The sequence below is a fragment of the Lyngbya aestuarii BL J genome (assembly GCF_000478195.2).
GTDB lineage: Bacteria > Cyanobacteriota > Cyanobacteriia > Cyanobacteriales > Microcoleaceae > Capilliphycus > Capilliphycus aestuarii.
Genome location: NZ_AUZM01000011.1, coordinates 74930 through 95949, shown reverse-complemented (window position 1 = coordinate 95949; position 21020 = coordinate 74930). Strand labels below are relative to the sequence as shown.

At 38.9% G+C, this 21020-nt stretch carries 15 protein-coding genes; 13 read left to right on the top strand and 2 right to left on the bottom strand.

The features are described 5' to 3' along the window. Positions 1 to 144 precede the first annotated feature (144 nt). Positions 145 to 1950 carry a penicillin-binding protein 2 gene (mrdA, locus tag M595_RS07150; protein WP_023065415.1) on the top strand — a complete coding sequence of 602 codons (1806 nt, stop codon included), beginning with the start codon at positions 145 to 147 and terminating at the stop codon, positions 1948 to 1950. A gap of 65 nt (positions 1951 to 2015) precedes the next feature. Here the strand turns inward: mrdA and M595_RS07145 are convergent, their stop codons facing one another. Next, entirely contained in the window at positions 2016 to 5549 is a 3534-nt protein-coding gene (locus tag M595_RS07145) for an EAL domain-containing protein (RefSeq protein WP_023065430.1), read from the bottom strand. A 248-nt stretch (positions 5550 to 5797) separates the two neighbouring features. On the opposite strand from M595_RS07145, the gene M595_RS07140 reads away from it, so the two are divergent. Then, positions 5798 to 7807 carry an amylo-alpha-1,6-glucosidase gene (locus tag M595_RS07140; RefSeq protein WP_023065471.1) on the top strand — a complete coding sequence of 670 codons (2010 nt, stop codon included), beginning with the start codon at positions 5798 to 5800 and terminating at the stop codon, positions 7805 to 7807. A 107-nt stretch (positions 7808 to 7914) separates the two neighbouring features. Continuing rightward, on the top strand, positions 7915 to 8211 hold the full coding sequence (locus M595_RS07135) for a TMEM165/GDT1 family protein (RefSeq protein WP_023065380.1): 297 nt from the start codon (positions 7915 to 7917) through the stop codon (positions 8209 to 8211). A gap of 131 nt (positions 8212 to 8342) precedes the next feature. Here M595_RS07135 and M595_RS07130 read toward each other — a convergent pair whose 3' ends face one another. Further along, positions 8343 to 8861 (bottom strand): DUF4149 domain-containing protein, encoded by a 519-nt coding sequence (locus M595_RS07130; protein WP_023065384.1) that lies wholly within the window; start codon positions 8859 to 8861, stop codon positions 8343 to 8345. 208 nt (positions 8862 to 9069) lie between these two features. Between M595_RS07130 and queC the strand changes: the two genes are divergently transcribed. The 10 genes from queC to M595_RS07080 all read left to right on the top strand — a co-directional run bounded on the left by queC (position 9070) and on the right by M595_RS07080 (position 20970). Further along, positions 9070 to 9744 carry a 7-cyano-7-deazaguanine synthase QueC gene (queC, locus tag M595_RS07125; protein WP_023065419.1) on the top strand — a complete coding sequence of 225 codons (675 nt, stop codon included), beginning with the start codon at positions 9070 to 9072 and terminating at the stop codon, positions 9742 to 9744. A 408-nt stretch (positions 9745 to 10152) separates the two neighbouring features. Continuing rightward, on the top strand, positions 10153 to 11490 hold the full coding sequence (locus tag M595_RS07120) for a Card1-like endonuclease domain-containing protein (RefSeq protein ID WP_023065422.1): 1338 nt from the start codon (positions 10153 to 10155) through the stop codon (positions 11488 to 11490). Then, positions 11490 to 13121: a Cas10/Cmr2 second palm domain-containing protein gene (locus M595_RS07115; RefSeq protein ID WP_023065393.1), complete on the top strand. Its 1632-nt coding sequence runs from the start codon at positions 11490 to 11492 to the stop codon at positions 13119 to 13121. Before M595_RS07120 ends, M595_RS07115 begins: the two co-directional genes overlap by 1 nt. After that, positions 13102 to 13761 carry an RAMP superfamily CRISPR-associated protein gene (locus M595_RS07110; RefSeq protein ID WP_040483719.1) on the top strand — a complete coding sequence of 220 codons (660 nt, stop codon included), beginning with the start codon at positions 13102 to 13104 and terminating at the stop codon, positions 13759 to 13761. The genes M595_RS07115 and M595_RS07110 overlap by 20 nt, the downstream gene beginning before the upstream one ends. Then, positions 13761 to 15488, top strand: a complete 1728-nt coding sequence (locus M595_RS07105) for a type III-B CRISPR module-associated Cmr3 family protein (RefSeq protein WP_023065391.1) — start codon at positions 13761 to 13763, stop codon at positions 15486 to 15488. Before M595_RS07110 ends, M595_RS07105 begins: the two co-directional genes overlap by 1 nt. After that, positions 15481 to 17199, top strand: coding sequence for an RAMP superfamily CRISPR-associated protein (locus M595_RS32180; RefSeq protein ID WP_040483718.1), 1719 nt, complete (start codon positions 15481 to 15483; stop codon positions 17197 to 17199). The genes M595_RS07105 and M595_RS32180 overlap by 8 nt, the downstream gene beginning before the upstream one ends. Beyond that, on the top strand, positions 17186 to 17818 hold the full coding sequence (csx19, locus tag M595_RS07095; protein WP_040483717.1) for a type III-D CRISPR-associated protein Csx19: 633 nt from the start codon (positions 17186 to 17188) through the stop codon (positions 17816 to 17818). The genes M595_RS32180 and csx19 overlap by 14 nt, the downstream gene beginning before the upstream one ends. Continuing rightward, positions 17815 to 18405, top strand: a complete 591-nt coding sequence (locus M595_RS07090) for a Uma2 family endonuclease (protein ID WP_023065469.1) — start codon at positions 17815 to 17817, stop codon at positions 18403 to 18405. The genes csx19 and M595_RS07090 overlap by 4 nt, the downstream gene beginning before the upstream one ends. Positions 18406 to 18423: 18 nt before the next feature. Beyond that, positions 18424 to 18882: a DUF29 domain-containing protein gene (locus M595_RS07085; protein ID WP_023065400.1), complete on the top strand. Its 459-nt coding sequence runs from the start codon at positions 18424 to 18426 to the stop codon at positions 18880 to 18882. After that, a complete protein-coding gene (locus tag M595_RS07080; protein ID WP_023065377.1) occupies positions 18883 to 20970 on the top strand; it encodes a TIGR03986 family type III CRISPR-associated RAMP protein in 2088 nt (695 codons plus the stop codon). It begins immediately after the preceding gene. Positions 20971 to 21020 lie beyond the last annotated feature (50 nt).

Below are 21020 nucleotides of genomic sequence, written 5' to 3'. Positions count from 1 at the left end.
GACGAGTGATTGACATTTGTGTAATAAAAAAATCAAAAGTAACCTGTAATCAGCGATCGCTGATGATCAGCTCAACACTGACCAACGGTTATAGCAGGCAACTTGTCACTGTAATTTTTAAATCAATATTGACACGGCAGGGCTATGGTGCGTCAATTGTCATTTACATCTGAAACGTCTTCTATCAATTTTCTGAAATCCCCTTCTAAAAGCGATAAACGGGATTCTCGCTATCTCTATCGAGCCGTAGCGTTTATTTTGTTAATCACTGGACTGATGGGGGTGAGTGTCTATCGTTTGGTCGGACTACAACTGATAGAAGGCAAGCAAAACCGCATCCGGGCTGAAGAAAATCGAATTCGTTTATTACCCATTCCCTCAAATCGGGGTCGAATTTATGATCGAAATAATCAACCCCTAGCCGACAATCATCTGACTCGGGCGGTCTACTTGTGGCCAAAGGAACAAACCCCCGAAGAATGGAAGCAAACCGCCTCACAGTTAAGCAAAGTTCTAGATGTACCAACCGAAGAAATTATCGCCAAGTTAGAAAAAGTCAACTATAACTCTGCCGCTCCCGTTCGGATTACTCGGTCTGTCACCCCAGAAGCTTTTGTTTGGATTGGAGAAAACGCCCTAGAGTTACCCGGTGTCGAAATTCGCAGTGACTCTAATCGTTACTATCCACACGGGAGTCTAGCGTCTCATGTCCTGGGTTATATTGGCGAAGCAACCCTAGAAGATTTACAGGCGAACCCAGAATATCCGATGGGAATGATTGTGGGCCAACTGGGGTTGGAAGCCGGTGCCAATGACCAACTCGCCGGAGTTTGGGGAGCGCGTTTAGTCGAAGTTAATGCTCAAAACGAAGAATTGCGACTGTTAGGTGAAAAACCCTCTATCGGTGGTAAAGGTATCAAGCTCACTCTCGATATTGCCCTACAAAAAGCAGCAGAACAGGGACTTGGAAACCGACGAGGCGCCGCTGTAGCGTTGAATGTGAAAACGGGAGAAGTGTTGGCGATGGCCAGTAGTCCCCGCTTCAATCCCAATACATTTACCAAACCCATTTCTTCTGAAGAATGGCAACGTTTACAAGGCTTAGAGAATCCTTTTCTCAACCGCACCCTACAAGGATATCCTCCCGGTAGCACGTTTAAAATTGTCTCATCCGCCGCAGGGATGGGATCAGGTAAATTTTCCCCCGGTTCGATGATTGGGACTTCTGCATCGATTACGGTTGGCGGAATCACCTTTCACGAACATAGTGGCAGTTACGGCGTGATTGGGTTTAGAGATGCTTTGGCTTTTAGTAGTAATACGTTTTTTTATCGTTTGGGAATGGCAGTCGGTGCCGAAGAAATTGCTAAGTGGGCGGGGCGCTTTGGGATTGGCAACACAGACTTGAAGTTGCTGAAATTGGGTGAAGGTTCGACAGGTTTTGTTCCGACTCCCGATAACAAAGAAGAAATTTTCGGCGAACCCTGGTATTTGGGTGATACGATTACAATGTCTATTGGTCAGGGGGCTGTTTTAGCAACTCCCTTAGAACTAGCGGTGATGGTGGCGACAGCATCCAATGGCGGGAATCGGGTTAAACCTCATTTACTCGCTGAGATGACGAATACCCCGGAAACTAAACCTGTGCCGACGGGGTTAGATCCACAGGCGATTAATACGATTAAAGAAGGGTTAGTGAGCGTGGTTCAGTATGGTACGGGTCAGGGAATGAATGATGGGACAATTCCCCTCACTGGCGGTAAAACCGGAACTTCTGAGGTGTTGTGGCAGCAATCTCACTCTCTGTTTGTCGGGTTTGGGCCGGCTAAGAATCCCGAAATTGCCATTGCTGTGGTGATTGAAAATGGGGGTTATGGGTCTGTTGCTGCTGCTCCTGTTGCCAAGCAAATGTTTCAAACTTATTTTAGTCGTAAAAATCAGAAAAAATAAAGGAATTGCCAGAAGCCAAAAGTGTTAGAGTCTCCCATCGACTTTAACACTCCCCGATTGGCGAATTAGCTGACTTTTCGAGTTCCGACTAACCATTGTTCAGCTTCGTTGGGGTGTAGGGGTTTCGAGAAATAATAGCCTTGACCGTATTTGCAATTGAGGTTTTTTAACTGAAGATATTGTTCTTTTGTTTCTATTCCTTCGGCGATCGCATCCATTCTCAGACTCTCTGCGAGTTCAACAATAACTCTCACAATTTCTCGTTTATCGTCTAGCTGCATTTTATTCACAAAAGAACGATCAATTTTCAGAATATCAACGGGAAACTGATGTAAATATCCTAAAGAACAATAACCTGTTCCAAAATCATCAATACAAATCATAATTCCTCGTTGCTTCAATTCATTTAAAGTGGCGATCGTAAGTTGAGGATCAGTCATAATTGCAGTTTCAGTGATTTCTAATTTCAATTCTCGTCCTAAAATGTCAGTGTCTTGGAGAATTTGATCAACCCGTTGACTTAAATCTGCGGTAAATTGTTGGCTTGATAAATTCACACTCATCATTAATAACTTGGAAGGGGAAAATTTCTCTTTCCAGGTATGAAGCTGACGACAAGCTTCTCGTAATACCCATTCTCCGAGAGGGACAATAATTCCAGTTTCTTCTGCAACGGGAATAAATTCACCGGGAGAAATAAATCCTTTTTGGGGATGTTCCCACCGCAATAAAGCCTCAAAACCTGCGATTTTACCCGTACTTAATTCTATAATGGGTTGATAGTAGAGTTGAAATTCTTCTTGAGCCAGAGCAAATCGCAAATCCGTTTGAATTTGTAAACGTCGCAACGTATCGGTTCGCATAGCAGCATCAAACAAAACAGCACAGCCTTTTCCTTGTTTTTTAGCGCGATACATCGCCGTGTCTGCATCTCTCAAAATTTCTGGAGGAAGATGATATTCACGAGTTCCTTTAACAATACCAATACTTGTCCCGATAAACACTTTATGACCTTTGATAGTAAAGGGTTTATTGAGTATTTTCAGCACTCGGGAAGCGATTTCTTGAGCTTCGTTGATATCTGAAATTCTTTCTAATAAAATTGTAAATTCATCTCCACCTAATCGACATAAAATATTACCTGAATGAATACAATTTTTTAGACGTTTACTAATTTCGATTAATAACAAATCTCCCATCCCATGACCTAAACTATCATTGATAATTTTAAAGCCATCTAAATCTAAAAATAACACTGCAAATCGATAATTAGAATGTTTATGTAGACGAGTGATAGATTTTTTGAGTCGTTCAATAAAAAAGGATCGATTCCATAAATTTGTTAGAGCATCGTGAGACGCACTATACCGTAATCGTTCTTCAGTTTTCTTGAGATTTGTAATATCAATTACCGAGCCTTCATAATAGATCACTTGCTTTCCTTTCGACGAACGAATAGCTCTAGCATTTTGTAAAATCCAGATTAAACGTCCATCCTGACGATAAACTTGTGATTCAAAATTAGAAACTTCTCCCTGTTTATTTAACGTTTGAATAAATTTAGAATACTGTTCGCTCTGAAAGTAAATATTTTTAACTGGGGTTTGTTTATTGAGTAAAACCTGGGGAGAACTATAACCTAAAATATTGGCTAACGCCGGATTTGCACTGGTATATTGACCTTTTAAATTCATTTGAAATATACCTTCTACTGCATTTTTAAAGATATTTCGATACTTCGCTTCCGCTTGTTTGCGTTCAAAGACAGTACCGAGTTGTGTGGCGATTGAAGAAATAAATTCAACTAAACGTCTATCCTCCGCTTTAGGAACAGACATTAAAAAAACAAGTATCGCTAAGACTTGATTATTGGATAAAATCGGCACTCCAAATCCAGCTTTAAATTCATATTTTGCCGCAATTAAAGTCCGAGGAAATTGAGTGTCAGACTCTCTCGAAATATCAGGAATCCATTCGGGTTTTTGAGAAGACCAAACTCGTCCCGGTAATCCTTCGTTGGGTGCAAATTTAAGACTGTGACTTTGTTGACGAAATGCTGTTGCTTTAGAATTATTTTCATAGCCAATTGTACTGTATTCTAAATGAGTTTTTTCTGCATTAGGAACCCACGCCTCGCCAAATTCCCAACCCGTCGTTTCACAGACTAAACGCAAAGCAACTTCGATAGCGGAGTCAAAATCTGAAGCAATACTGACAGCATTTGTAATCCGTTGAAGAAGTTGTAATTCTTCTTCAGACCGCTTGCGTTCAGTTATGTCCAATCCAGCCCCTAAAAAGTATTCATACTCCTCTGTTTCTGAGTTAAAAACAGCCCGACAATACCACTCTACAATAATTTCTTTGCCATTTTTCATCAAAACTTTTTCCTCACTTCTGATGGGGAGTCGGCGATGAATCATCAACTCAAATACCCAAGGTAAAGCGTCTTTATTCTTGCGAGGAATAAATGTTGCTAAATAATCAGTACCCACAACTTCCTCTAAGCTATAACCCAAAGCATTCAGCATCGCATCATTCATTAATGTGACTTTTCCTTCTGGATCAAGCACAATTAATAACGCTGGATTTGCATGAAAAAGGGTTTGATTAAAGTCTTTTTCTTGACGTAAAGCAATTTCTGCTTTTTGACGCTCAAGAATTTCTGCTTGCATTTGATTCGTCAGTGGACGTAAAATTAAGACTACTCCCGTTGTTCCTAGTCCAATTAAGATGACAATTGCTCCAGCAACCGTTAGAAATTGTCGATAAATCGAAGCATAAAGTTCAAATTTTCCCGTCGCCAGTAATAAACCCCCATTCACCGTTTGAACTGGACTATAAGTGATAAAATAGTCACACTCTTTACACCATAATGCTCCGGTTTCTCCGCGAATAGATTTATCAATTGCAATCTTGATTGACGGATCGAGAAGCAAGAGATCATCAGATGTAGAATCGGGATTACCTAAAGGAAAAAATGCTTCTGTTTTTTCAGGTTGTCGAATTCCTAAAATGGCGTGACAAACTTGGGAAAATCGAGTACACTTATTAAGTTGTTCAATCTGAGGGAATTGAAAGAGAACGATACTGGTTCCAACTTTTTTGGAATTGATGACTGGATTAAGAACGGCAAAGTAAAAGTCTTGTTCAATCCAAAATAGCTTGACTTTAGATGAGTTTGTACCCGAACTCAAACTCTTAAAAACTTGATCGGGTAAAGGTTTACCCACTTCAAACTGTTTTTGATTTTGAGAATCAAGGTAAGCAATTCCGACAACAGATTGATTTAATTTTTGTTGCAGATCAGCTTTAATTTTTTCTGAAGAAATTTTTGCACTGATTCCGGTATTTAAACTCGATAAAACTTGCTGGACTTGAAGATTTTGAGCAAACTGTAATCCCTGTTCCTGAGCTTTTCTTAAAAAAATCTCGAGAGCCACAGCACTTTTTTCAGTTTGCAATAATAAACTCTGTTCTTCTTGTTGTTTAATCCGACTATAAAGCGGGAGCAAGCTAATCAGAGCAACCGTTGTACTAATGACAAAGAGTCCACTTGCAGCCCCAATCACTATCGCTTTTTTTATTTTTTTGGGGTTCATTATCATACTGGATAAAACATTAAAAATTTAATTTTATTAGTTTGATATTAAGTTTTTTAACCTGTGGAATGAAATTTAGCCTCAAAAAACAATTGCTTCTCCGACAACTCTTAAAATAAAAAATAGAATCTCTTTGAAGCCGAAGGTGGGATTTACAATAAACACTCAGTCGTTATTCATGAATCTTTACCCTCAGGAAATTGACAATTACCAGATAGATAAACTGAGTGCAAGTTAGGAGATCAAGCATGATTATTACATTTGGGCGAGAAATCTGTTGTGATCTAGCATCTGCTGAATCGCGAGAATGGCTAGTGACCAACGGAATAGGGGGTTACGCTTCAGGCACAATAGCCGGGGTATTAACCCGTCGATATCACGGATTACTATTAGCAGCTCTCCATCCCCCCTTGGGTCGGACTTTACTCTTAGCAAAGCTAGATGAGACGGTAAGTTATGACAATCGGGTATTTCCAATTTACATGAATCGTTGGTCAGACGGCAAAATTGATCCCGAAGGCTTTAAACATCTAGAACAATTTTATTTGGATGGGACAATACCAACGTGGAAATTTGCCTGTGCAGACGCTTTACTCGAAAAACGGGTCTGGATGCAACAGGGAGAAAATACAACCTACATTCAGTATACGTTGCGTCGTGCCACTCAACCGATGACGCTGACCCTCAGAGCTTTAGTCAACCATCGAGACTACCACCATAATACCCACGCCAATCAATGGCCGATTCAAGTCGATACCATTGAACATGGAATTTGTATCAAAGCGTTTCAATTAGCCACTCCCTTGTATTTACTCACCGATGGGGCAAAAGTTGCCACCTCTCTGGCGACTCATCCCTGGTATTATGGCTTTGATCTGGCCGTTGAACGGGAACGAGGTTTAGATGATACCGAAGATCACTTACACGGTGCCACCTATTACACCACCCTCGAAGCCGGACAATCAATTACCTTTGTCGCCACAACCGAACCCCACCCCCAACTCAATGGTCAAATAGCACTCTTATCTCGCCACAACTACGAACAAAAACTGATTCAAAATTCACCCGTTACCGAACAAACCCCCGCCTGGGTGCGTCAATTAGTTCTCGCCGCCGATCAATTCATTGTAGATCGTCCCACTCCCGATGAACCGGAAGGAAAAACAATTATTGCGGGATATCCCTGGTTTGGAGATTGGGGACGAGATACCATGATTAGCCTTCCCGGTTTAACCTTGTATACTGGACGCTTAGATGTTGCTCGCTCTATTTTGCGAACCTTTGCTCAATACGTCGATCAAGGAATGCTCCCCAATCGGTTTCCGGATCGGGGCGACACTCCCGATTATAATACGGTGGATGCCACGCTCTGGTATTTTGAAGCAATTCGGGCTTACGTTGATGCGAGTAACGATGAAGGCTTAATCGAGGAACTTTTTCCCATTTTGGCTGATATTATCGATTGGTATAAACAAGGAACTCGTTATAATATCAAACTTGATCCGGAAGATGGTTTAATCTACGCCGGAGAACCCGGAACTCAACTGACGTGGATGGATGCAAAAGTCGGAGATTGGGTCGTCACTCCCCGGATGGGAAAACCGATCGAAGTAAATGTACTCTGGTATCATGCGCTTCAGATGATGATCCGTTTTGCTCAAAAACTAGGTAAACCCTCCGACGAATACCAACAACTCGCTCAACAAACCGCCAAAGGCTTTGCTCGGTTTTGGAATGAAGCGGCTGAATATTGTTACGATGTTCTCGATACTCCCAACGGCAATGATGCCAGTTTGCGTCCCAATCAAATTTTAGCCGTTTCTCTGCCCCCTTTAGGAGAAAACTCCTATGCTTGTCTGTTAAATTCCAGGCGTCAACGTCAAGTCGTTGAAATCTGCGCCCAAGAACTGTTAACCTCGTATGGACTCCGTAGTTTGGCTCCTGATGATCCCGAGTATCAAGGCACCTACACCGGAAATCAACTACAACGAGATGGTGCTTATCATCAAGGAACGGTTTGGGGATGGCTGATGGGGCCATTTGTGTTAGCTCATCTGCGAGTCTATAAAAATTCTGATCAGGCTCGTGAATTTTTGCAACCCCTTGCTGATCATTTATTTGCTGCGGGAGTGGGAAATATGAGTGAGATTTTTGAAGGAAATGCACCCATGCGTCCCTGTGGTTGTCCCGCTCAAGCTTGGACAGTCGCGGAGGTGTTACGCGCTTGGTTTTTGAGCGAACCGCAAGCCGCGCGTTGAGGTTTCTAGCGTCAAATCGGGTAAACTTTTGAGTAAACTGAATTGTTTTGAAGAAGACCAGATCGCGCCAAATCGCAATTTTAAACCTAAAATTCTAAACTTGAAAGATGGATTTACAACTGTTGGGATTGAGTTTTATCGCTGTGTTTCTCTCCGAGTTGGGAGATAAAAGTCAAGTCGCGGCGATCGCTTTGAGTGGTACCAGTAAGTCACCTCGGGCAATTTTCTTCGGAACCGCGCTAGCCTTGGTGTTAGCAAGTTTGATTGGAGTGTTAGTCGGAGAAGGAATAGCAGAAGTCTTACCCACTCACTGGATTAAAATCTCTGCGGCGGTGGGATTTGCTGTGATGGGGGCGCGACTATTATTCTGGCCGAGTTCTGAAGAAAGCGAAGAATTAGATTAGCCTTCTTCGTTCAAAAATTAGTCAAAAAGGGGGAATAATTTTTTCATCTTTCCCCCTCCTTTATCTGAGATATCTGCAATGAGTTAATCTCTTTGATTTGTTCAAAAATAGAACAGAATACTGAACAATTATTAATGAACGGCTTCGCGACGAGTTGTACGAACACACCAGCCTAAAACGATACCAACAAGGGTGAGTTTAATCAGTTCTAAACTAAAATAACTGAAGTGGAGTTGATTCATCCCAGTCGGAACTTCAACAACAGGATTAAACAGATTGAGATTTAAGCCTAACGCCGTCATTTGAGGTGTTAAACCGTAAGTGTAAGTTAAAGCGATCGCGAATAAACCCACCGCCAAAATACTTAAGGTACGAATGCGATTACTAAAGCCTTCTGGTAACGTAATTCCTAACGCCATCAAGCCAGTTAATCCCACTGCTGCACAAACCACTTCCACGCGATTAAAAGCAGAAAAAATCATCGAACCCGCAGAGGCAAACTCCGATTGATTCATCATCCCCGTCATATACATACTGGGCATAATCACGAAGTCTAAAACCATACTCCCGCCCATCCAGAGTGCCAGCGTGATTAAAATAACCGTTAACCAACGAGAAGGATTGTATTCGACTTTAGAAAATGTAGTCATAAGATAATACCTGAACACTGAATCATTGTGTCTTGCTTTCTATTTTAACGAACATTGCAGCAAACAAACATGAAGTAATCTTTCGATTTGTACTGCAATCTGTAAAGTAGATTCGTTAAAATTTAATACTCTTGTCTTCCGTCAATTTGATTAATTTTTGTTAAAATCACGGTCATCAAAGTGAAAATAGCAGTAAGAACTCAAAACCGTGAAAGCCGTTATATTACTATCGGGTGGATTAGATTCTTCAACCGTTCTCTATCAAGCCAAAGCTGAGGGCTATGAATGTTACGCCATTTCCTTCGACTATCAGCAACGACATCAACGAGAACTCGCTTCTGCCCAACAAATTGCTCAAAGTGCAGGTGTCGTCGAACATCAAGTGGTAAAATTTGACCTGAGTTTATGGGGCGGATCAGCGTTAACTGATCGCAAAATCAATTTACCCCATGATCGCTCATTAAACCAAATGAGTGAAAATATTCCGATTACTTACGTTCCCGCCCGCAACACCATCTTTTTAAGCTTTGCATTAGGTTACGCCGAAACCGTTAACGCCAGTCGAGTTTATATTGGGGTGAATGCGTTGGATTATTCGGGTTATCCCGATTGTCGCCCCGACTATATCGCCGCCATGCAAGACGTGTTTCGACTGGGAACTAAACAAGGCAGAGAAGGAAACCCGATTACTATTAATTCTCCCCTGATTCATCTCAAAAAAACAGAAATTATTCAACTGGGAAATCGTTTAAGAGTTCCCTGGGAAAAAACGTGGTCATGCTACGCCGGAGAAGAAAAAGCCTGTGGTGTTTGTGACTCCTGTAAACTACGGTTAGCGGCTTTTAAAGAACTGGGATTAACTGATCCGATTCCCTATGTATAAAACGCTTTAAATTAAACACAATTTCAACCCTTTATAGTTGTGCTAGGAACTGACATCAAGTTTGTTTCTAGCACATCTTTTTTTGTTAATTTTATCTCTATATTAAATCATCCTAGAAATACCTTTTCCACATTTTCTTAAAAAGTGAGGCATACTGTCATTCAACAGATAAATTTCATTCAAATAAACGTAAAAAATCTGTAAATAAAATTAAAAATAAATCAACAAAAATTGTTTTATTCAAACCATTTTATTGAGTAAAATTTTGTGAACAAAAGCTTTAAATCAGCTTGTCTGCAATAAGATTACTAGAGTTAGGCTTTTATGAATTTCAGAGTATAGGGAAAAGCGTTAGATTTGAGCCAGTCTGAATTGTATTAACCTGTTAACCTATATTGGGAGGACGTTATGACCAGTACAAATCCGTTAGATTGGGAATATCATCAAGTGGATCATCTGTTTTTGTTGATTGGGGAGAACCCTTTACCGAATTATGTAGCAGCAAAGACATTATTGAGACAAGGTGGTAAGCCTTACTTCGTTTACACAACACATACTCAAAAAGCAGTAGAACGCTTACAGGAAGTGTTAGAGGTTCCTGAAGAACAAAGACAAAAATTAACTGTGGCATTAGAAAATTATGAATCTAATGCCCATGAAATTCGGCAGCGTATTCACAATAAAATCACAGAAATTCGAGAAGAAGAAAGCAAACAGCCAGAACCAAAATTGCGGTTAGGATTGAATTATACAGGTGGAACTAAAGCAATGGCTGTTCATTCTTATCGGGCATTTTTAGAACTCAAGGACTTAGAGCCTGTTGTTTTTAGCTATTTAGATTCTCGAACTATGCAAATGATGTTCGACAATCCTATCCCTCCTGTTTCTGTCAAAAATAAAGCCAGTATTTCTCTGAAGCAGCTTTTTCAGCTACACGGATTATCCTTAAGTAAAGACCCCAAAACCGAAGTTGTGTATCCTGAACTTGTCAGTGTTTTAATTAAGACAGAAAATTTAAAAGCATGGAAATCTTGGTGTCGCAAAGTCTTGCAAGTTCAGGGAAAAGTTCAGACTGAAATAGCTACGATCAAAGATGGTAATGACAAAGAAGTAAAGATAGTTCACTTGAGCAATTGGAAAAAGAAGAATGAACTAAAATCTATGTTTTTGGATATTAAAGAGCTACCTGAAGAAATCAAAAATATCTTAATTAATTACGGTATAACGGAAGATATCAACAAATTATCTATTAACTTGTTAATAGATCAACAAACAATACCTAAGCCTAGTGACAATGCAAAATACCCAGAAGAAATCTGTAAATGGCTTGAGGGAATATGGTTAGAAGATTTTGTTTTACAAACAATCAAACAAATCCAACAAGAAGACGAAAGTATAATTGATGAATTTGGAATGTCATTTAATTTTCCACCAAAAGCTAACATTGCTGAATTTGAGTTTGATGTGGCTTTCTTACGAGGTTATCAACTGTTTGCACTTTCTTGTACAACAGATGATACCCCAGGACTTTGTAAGTTAAAACTATTTGAAGCTTACCGCAGAGCGAAGCAGATGGGAGGAGATGAAGCACGAGTTGCATTAGTTTGTTGCTCTAATAACCCCTCAAAAATTCGCAATGATTTTTTAGCTAAAATTAAAGATGAAAAAGTTAAAGTATTTGGGAGTCAAGATTTACCTGAACTCGGACAAAAACTTCAAACTTGGATTAAAGAGGTAGAAAAATAATGAGTCATTATACGGCAACTGTCATTGATACAACGGGTATTCAGAAGTACATTTTTGGAAGTAACCGATTAAGAGAAAATATCGGTGCTTCTCATTTAGTTAAGTTAGCAACTACTCAATGGGTTGAGGATCGCCTCAAAACAATAGGTCATGTTCATATCCCTAACAAAGATCGAAATGAATTAGAACCAAAAATCCATAAAGACTCTAGTTTGGTTGCTGAATTAGTTTATGCTGGAGGTGGAAATACAGTTATTTTGTTTAGAAATGAAGAAAAAGTAAAAGAATTTACGAGGAATCTGACCCAAGAAATACTTGAAGATGCACCAGGACTCAATGTTGTCATTGCCCATCAAGACTTTAACTGGGAAACTCAATTACTAAGCAACATTATTAACGACAAATTAATTAAGGATAAATTAGATGCGAAAAAAAGAAAACCTATTGCATCAGTTCCGTTATTAGGTTTAGGGGTAACAGCCACTTGTAATTCAACAGGGTTAGTTGCGGTAGAAAATACTGATGGCAAGTATGGAATACGAAAGGGAGAAGGATATCTAGCTTCTAGGGAAATTGTGGCAAAACTTAAAGCTGCGGAAAAAGCCAATGAAGAACTGGAAAATTTACTGTCTATAAAAGATACTTATCAAGTGGCTCGTGATGTTGACGATATGGGACGTTCAGAAGGAGAAAGTAGTTATGTAGCGATTGTTCATGCTGATGGAAATAAAATGGGTCAACGGTTTGAAGAATATGCCACAAATTCTTGTAATCAAGGTTATTCAATTTCAGAAAAAAATGAAAACTATATTATGGCTATGCGAAATCTATCTTGGTCTGTAGATAGAGCCGGAAAGCAAACTATAGAGGAAATTGGTGTAGTTCTCAAGAATGCAATTGAACAAAAATTTGTCAGTATTAAAGAAAACTATTTTCCATTTCGACCCATTGTTTATGGTGGGGATGATATTACGTTTGTTTGTGATGGTCGCCTTGGAATTTCCTTAGCAGTTGAGTTTTTAAAGCGATTTGAAAAGAATACGAAAAATCTACCAGATGAGAAAGGAAAGGTAACAGCTTGTGCGGGAATTGCAATTGTCAAAACTCATTATCCATTTGCTAGAGCTTACGAATTATGTGAAGCTTTATGTGGTAACGCTAAAAAGTTTTTACGAAAAGAAACTGAAGACTATTCAGATGAAAAACCAATGTTTTCAGCTATAGACTGGCATATTGCAGCCAGTGGTGTACTAGGAACAATTAGTAAAGTTCGAGAGCGAGAATATCAGGGGGGAAAGTTAACAGCACGTCCAATGCGATCGCATGAATATGCAGCTTATCAGATTATGTGGGAAGATTTGGCAAAAGTAATTCAAGAATTTAAGGAAGGGGAAGCTTGGAAAGATAAGCAAAATAAAGTAATAAACTTGCGTCAAGTATTGAGGGAAGGAGATAAAGCAACCGAGCAATTTTTAATTGCTTGTGGAGATGAATTACCAGAATTTCCAAGAGCAGAGTCAAGATTAAAACAACAAGGTTGGTTAAATAGTAAATGTTATTACTTTGATGCTATTGAAACCATGAAATTTTATATCCTATTAGGAGGAGATAATGTACTCAATCAAGATTAAATTATTGAGTGATACAACTTTTGGGCGAGGAGATGGCGTTGCAGGATTAATTGATGCTGAAATCGAACACGATCGCTATGGTTTCCCTTATTTGCGAGGACGCACTCTCAAAGGACTGCTGAGTGAGGAGTGTGATAATCTAATTTTGCTCTTACCAGAATCCCAACAACAAAAATGGATTGAGGTTAGATATCAACTGTTTGGGCAAGCAGGAAGCACTCAAGAAAAAATGGCTCAAATGCACGTTGGTGATGCTTGTCTTCCTTTAGGTTTAAGAAATGCGATCGCACAACAACAAGAAAATGGCTTTCCCACTCCTTTCGATATTCTCAATTCTCTAACTGGAATTCGTCAACAAACGGCAATTAATTCAGAAACGGGTGCACCTAATCCCCATAGCTTGCGAAATGCGCGTGCGATCATCCGCGATCGCCCGAATGCTCAACCCAGTTACAAATCCCCCTTATATTTTGATATCGATCCCACAGGGGAAATGTTAGGGCTATTAGGTGCAGGAGTTTTAGCCCTTAGACGCATTGGAAGCGATCGCAATCGAGGGCGGGGTCATGTGCAATGTAGCTTGTACTGTCAAGAGAAAAATATTAGTGCTGAATATCTTAATTGTTTAGGAGAAAATTAATGCAAGTTATTCGCTTTTTATTACAGACTGAACAACCTATTTTAGCGACTTCCTTACAAGGCGATCCGAATAGTGATGTGTCTTATCCCTATATTCCCGGTAGTATGATTCGAGGAATGATAATTGGTCGCTATTTTCGTCAGAAAAAAGTTCAAGAATTAGATATTTTAGATCTAACAATTAGAAGGCTATTTTTTGAAGACAGCACTCGTTACCTAAATGCTTATTTATTCGATTCAGAAAAACAACATAGAACTTTGCCAACTCCTTTATGTTTATACAAGGAAAAAGGAGATGAAGATTTAAAAACTGTTTTTGATTCTAGCCAAACAGATATAGAAGATCGACCCGAATCACCAAAACGATTAGAAAAGCCATTCTGTTGGATTGACGAGTGTTCTCAGCTTTCTCTTTATGAAATTAAGCGATGGATTAATATTCATAACCAGCGCGATCGTCAAAAAGGCAGAGGAACTGAAGCTACGGGAGAAGTGTTTCGTTATGAAGCAATTGACTCTGGTCAAACTTTTGAAGCAGTGATATTTTGCGATCGCGACGAAGATGCTGAAATAATTAAAAATTTACTCGAACCAGAAAAAGAAATACAAAATAGTGAAAAGACAGACCGAATTAATGTTTGGCTTGGTGGTTCTCAGAGTGCAGGTTATGGTCATACAACTATTTCTCCCAATGAAATAAAGTCAACAGATATTTCTCCCAATGAAATAAAGTCAACAGAGATTTGGAATGAAATAGGAATTAACTGGCAAGATAGAAGTGAGCGTAAAAACAATTTAACGGTTACTCTCCTTAGCGATACAATCCTTCGAGATGAATGGGGTCAAATTACAACTGAACCCGAAAGATTGGTTGATTTAATTTCAAAACTTCTAAAAACTGAACTCAAGCTAATTGATACCTACGCAAGTAGTACAATAGTGGGTGGATTTAACCGTAAATGGGGTTTACCGTTGCCACAAGTTCAAGCGATCGCAGCAGGTAGCGTTTTTATTTTTAAATGTCCTGAAAATTCACTTGATCCTCAAGCTGTGAGAGATTTAGAAACTCAAGGAATAGGGGAAAGGCGAGTTGATGGTTTTGGTAGAGTAGTTTTAAACTGGCTACCAGAAAATAGTGAAATTAATGCTGAACAACAAGTTATCAAACCAAATATTGATACACAACCCCTCAACGATCAAGAAAAACAAATTGCTCAAGATATTGCACAAAAAATATTACGAGAAAAATTAGATGAATTATTAATCGAGCAAGTCAGCGAACATTCACCTGATAAAAAGCAGTTTAATTTGGTTCAAAACAACCAACTCTCACGGTTAATGATTATTACTAAAAATGCTTTAAATCAAATGCAAGCAGGTTTACCAAATGATCAACCCCATGTTCTTAATAGTTTTATAGGTAAAGATCGAGAATCTAGTCAAATGTCCAAAGCAGGTAAAGAACAGTTGAGCAAAATTCAAATGAACAATGGTGATCCATTTGATAAGCAAGTTCGAGAATGGCTAAACCCTTCAAATCAGTGGATTCAATTAGCTTGGCGGAAGAAATTTCAAGCCAATTATTTTACTAATGAAGATGAAGAACCAGCTATTAAAATTGCTAATCAACCACCTGCTGTGTTAGATTCCAGCTTATACAGAGAATACACATTACGCCTAATTTTAGGGATTACTAAAAAAATGATGAAGGAGAAAAACAATGCTTAAACTACCTTATAGACCAGATCATCGTCATATTATTCGGCGTGTGATTGTACGCGGAACTCTAGTTTTAGATACACCAACTTGCTTAGGTACAGGAGATACAGATAGTCCTACTGATATGCCATTGTCAGGGGATAATCTAGAAAGGAATAAGGCTTTATTAACAGGTTCATCAATTGCGGGTGCTTTACGCAACTACTTACGAGAACGGAATAAGGGATATGGAAAAAGCGATCGCAGAATCGATATAGCAGCAAAATTGTTTGGAGATTTATTTGCTTATGAAGATGAAAAAAGCCTATCTGAAAAACACAAAATAAGATTGAGAGAAAATGATACGCAAAGTTCTCTAATTATTGACGATGCTATCAGCGCTAAACCCATTCAATCCGAACTCAGAGATGGAGTGAAAATCAATAGCATTACTCGTACTGCTGTTGATAAAGCTAAGTATGATTTAGAGTTACTGCAAGGGGGAACAGAGTTTCCTTTGTGTTTTGAACTGTTGATTGAGAAAGACAGTAATGAAAGGGAGTTACGCAAAGGATTAGCGATCGCACTCTCTGGCCTCGAACAAGGTGAAATTAGCCTTGGTATGAAAAAACGTCGGGGTTTTGGTCGCTGTCATGTTAAAGAGTGGCAAGTTTGGCATTTTAATCTGGAAGATCCAGGCGATCGCATGGCTTGGTTAAAGTTTGAGCATTGGCACACAGCTTTATTTTCTGAACTTCCTAGTTATTCATCAATTAAAGACGCATTTACTCAAGCTAATATTAATAAAGTAGATTTCGATGAATTAGAGAGAGAAGATCAGCGCGATCGCTTCACCATCAACGCCACATTTACCCTCGCCAGTCCTTTACTCATTCGTTCAGGTCAAGCAGAAACGGGACGCGCACCTGATGTTGTGCATTTGAAATCTGCTCGAATAATAAATGAAGTCAAATACTTTTTAGCATCTTGTTTGCGTCAACAGATGTTTAGTCAAGCAATTGCATGGTTGAATTTATTACCCCAAGAAATAACTGTATGGACTTCTGAAAACTTAGAACTATTTTTGCTTGCTTATTTCTTATTGCAACCTTCAAGAAGCAAATTACCTATTCTCTCTGGTACAAGTCTAGCAGGAGTCTTGCGTCATCGTGCTGAACGGATTGTAAAAACGCTTCAGTGTTCATTTAATCAAAATCCAGAATGTGATCAAGAACCAGAAATTATTAAATCTATTTTTGGTCATGTTGAAAATAAGCGATCGCAAGCCAGTCGTTTAATTGTTCGTGAAGCCGAAATCGAAGAATATGAGGAATTAGTACAAACTCGCATCGCTATTGATCGCTTTACAGGAGGTGCATATCACGGTGCTTTATTTCAAGAACAGCCTGTTTTTGCAAATGATGAAACAGAGCTAAAATTAGAAATAGAACTACGAAACCCTGACCAACACGAAATCGGTTTGCTGTTGCTTTTACTGAAAGACTTATGGACAGAAGATTTACCTGTTGGTGGTTCTAGTAGCGTTGGAAGAGGAAGGTTACAAGGAAAAGAAGCAACCTTGGTTTGGTTAAAAGAGGGAAAGTCATGGACAATTTCTCAACCTGACTTAAAGGAAAACTATTTGGAGATTACAGGTAGCGATCGCCAAGACTTAGAAAATTATGTTAACCGATTAGTCGAATATGCTCAACAGGAGACTACCAAAAATGATCAAGCCTGATTGCCAATTGCTTAAAGATACTGAAATAATTGTAGATCCTCAAACTTTATACTCTTGGCTGCAATATAAAGCCAAAGAGCAAGAGTTGAAATATTTATTAGCTCATGCCGATGATGGTGTAATTTGGGGCAAGTTTGACCAAGATGGGAATTTAATCACAGCGAATCCGTCTAAAGAGTTATTTCCTAATTCAGAAGAGTTATTTCCTAAACATAACTTGCCTGTTTTGCGATCGCAAACTCTCCAACAATGTCGCGCCTTTGGTGACAAAACTGAGGTGATGCTTTGGAAAGTAGATAAAACTTGGAAAGCACGTTTAATTAAAGACGATCGTTTGTCAAAAGAAGACTATATTTGTGAAAAACAAATTCTCTGGGGAACTCAACGAGAAAGAGAAAAAAATGGTTTTACTTTAGTTTCAGATGGTTCTCAAGGACTAAAACACGCTGTTCCTTTAACGGATATTACTTTTCAAGATAAAGATTATCGTCCTTTACGATTAAAAGTTCGTCATTATATTGATTATGATGAGAGTGGAATGGCGAGAATTTATTTAAGTCGGTTGGTACATTTAGAATCTGTTAAAATAGAAAGTAACAAAAATGAGGAAAAGTTATGATTGCTGAACCCCAATATCCTCAAAAAATGACCCCAGAAGAATACTTAGAATGGGAAGCCAAGCAAGAACTTCGCCATGAATACATTGACGGCGAAATTTTGGCGATGACAGGGGGGAGTATTCCTCATAATGATATTGCCCTTAATTTCTATACAGCACTCAGAGCTTATCTACGTCAGAGAGGTTGTCGAGTCAATGTATCGGATGTGAAAGTTCAGGCTAGTGAAAAAAGTCGTTATTTTTATCCTGATTTAGTGGTTACTTGTCATCCTGATGATTTAAAATCTCGTAATTTTATTCAACATCCTAAAGTTATTATTGAAGTTCTTTCTCCCAGTACAGCTTCTTACGATCGCGGTGACAAATTCAAGTATTATCGTCAGATTACCACTTTACAAGAATATGTTTTAGTCGATTCAGAATCTATATCTGTTGAGGTTTATCGTCGAGGAGAGGGGAAAATGTGGCTTTATTATGCGTCCTATGAAGGAGAGGCGATCGCATTAGAAAGCATTGAGTTTGAGTGTCCGATCAAACTTCTATATGAAGGGGTTACATTAGGAAATGAATCCCAGGAGTCAATTTAGTTACTAAGGAGGAAAATCATGGCTGAAATAATACCAAAAAACGATACGCTTTACGAGCAAGATTTTGTAGCCTGGTGTGAAGATACTGTGGCTAAATTAAAAAAACGAGATATTGATCATCTAGATTTTGATAATTTAATTGAGGAGATAGAGAGTTTGGGAAGAAGCGATCGCCGAGAATTAAGAAATAGATTGATGGTACTCTTTGCTCATATTCTCAAGCGAATGTATGTCAATAGTTCTGAAAATTTTAATGGCTGGGAATTAACGATTATTGAACAACGCCGTCAAATTCGGTATTTATTAGAAGACTCTCCCAGTCTCAAATCTTACCTAGCAGAAATATTAGCTAAAGTCTATGCTAATGCGCTAGAGAGTGTTCGATTTGAGTATAAACAAACTGAGTTTCCTGATACTTGGCAATTTGATGTTCAAACTGATGTACTTTTATCTAAAAAATATTGGGAGGAACAATAAATGAGTCCTAAACATATAAACCCTATCAAGAATCGTCGAGCGCACGCTCCCTATAACTTTGTAGAATTACCTGAACCCAATCAAGTTGTTTCAGCACAAGATATACCTCAGAAAAATTATTACGATTCACAACGACATACGGGATATCTTAACTGCACACTAACGACTGAATCTCCGCTTTATATTCGTTGCGGGTTAACGCCAACTGACTTTGAAACATTTGGTGAAACCTCTCCTACTGTTGAAGAACTACGAAAACTACAAGACGAGGAGCGTAATAGGCGCACTGACTTCTTTAAAAACCCGGCTACTCAACGACCTATAATTCCTGGTAGTAGCTTGCGGGGAATGCTGCGTACTTTAGTAGAGATTGTAACTTACAGTAAAATAGATAAAGTTTCGGGTCATCAGCGTTTATTTTTCCGTGCTGTTGCGGCACCAAAAGATGACCTTCTCGGAAACCTATATGAAAGAAAACGTGGGAATGGTTGCAGTAATGTCAAAGCTGGGTATCTGGAACAACAAAGAGATGGTAGTTGGCGTATTTATCCCGCTAAGTCTATTCAAGGACAGCCGTTTGTCTGGGTTAGAGAGTCTGATATAAATATAGAAGAAGTTGGTTTAACATCGAAAGATGATAACTACAACTATCGTCCTCAATGTATTGAGGTTTATTTCGGTGATGTATCTGAAGAAAATTATCTCTATGTAGCACATCAAGTAGAAAAAAATGATGTAGAAACCTTAGAGCGAGGTGTCTTAGTCACCAGTGGGAATATGATAGAAACTGGTAAAGCAGACGCTCATTCTCCTCGAACGTACCATTGTATAGTTGGAGAAAAAGATAAATCAGGAGAGCCTCTACAAGTGGCTAAAAGAGCCATAGAAGACTACTGTAATGCTCTAACTGATTTCCAGAAAGATGAATTTGATGAACACCAAGGAATTTTAGCACTTGCTAATCACCGACCTGTTTTCTATTGCCAACCTAAAAAACAAGAGGAAGTTACTTTATTTGGTCATAGTCCCTACTTTCGTATTCCTTACTCTTTTACTAAGGATAATCAATCTGCTTCAGTCAGAGACTTTATTCCACCGCAACTTCGCGATCCGGAAGTACAGGAACAACTCGAACCAATTACAGATATGGCTGAGGCTATTTTTGGTTGGGTCAAAGAAAAAAATAAAAAATTCAAGAAATATCAAGCATATTCTAGTAGAGTTTTTGTTAGTGATGCTATGCTTGACAGTAAAATATCTGGGTCAGACATTTGGGAGGTTAATGATTCCGAGGATAAGCATAATATTATTCCAAAAATTTTAGCTACCCCTAAGCCAACTACATTTCCGCATTACCTAGTACAAACAGATCGAGATGCAAAACAAGAAAATCTAAAGCACTATGGCAGTCAGCCACCGACTGAAAATAGCGAGGGAGATACAGTAATTCGAGGACATAAACTGTATTGGCATCAAAGTAATATTAGTCGCAGTCAGATTGAAGAAACTGAACAGGAAGAAATTGATGATAAGCCTAAGCAATACACGGAAATTAAGCCAATTAAAATAGGAATATATTTTCACTTCAAAGTTTATTTTGAAAATTTAACTGATGAAGAGTTGGGAGCATTGCTATGGGTATTAGATTTAGCTCAAGATAAGCAAAATCGGTTTTACATCAATGTCGGTGGTCAGGAAGAATATCGCTTTTCTTTGGGTATGGGTAAGCCTTTGGGGATGGGAGCAGTAAAGATTACTCATAAATTGTGGTTAAGTGATCGCACAGAAGAACGATATAAAAATTTATTTAATGTTAATGGTAATTATTGGGAGACTGGCGATCGCAATAATACTGAAGAGGAGGCTAAATACTGTTGTATGGAATCATTTAAGTGTTATGTCCTCAAGGGTATTGGTGAAAATCCAGATAACAAATTGGAGGATATACAGCGTATAAAAATGCTCCTCAAAATGCTTAGTTTTCCTGGGAAACCACGCGCTAGTGTGCGCTATATGGAAATTGAACATCCACATAATGGGAATGAGTATGAGAAACGCCCAGTCTTACCAAATCCTTTGGATATTTGATATTGACTATAGCTAGACCACCAAAACCCAAACATTAAAATACGATCGCA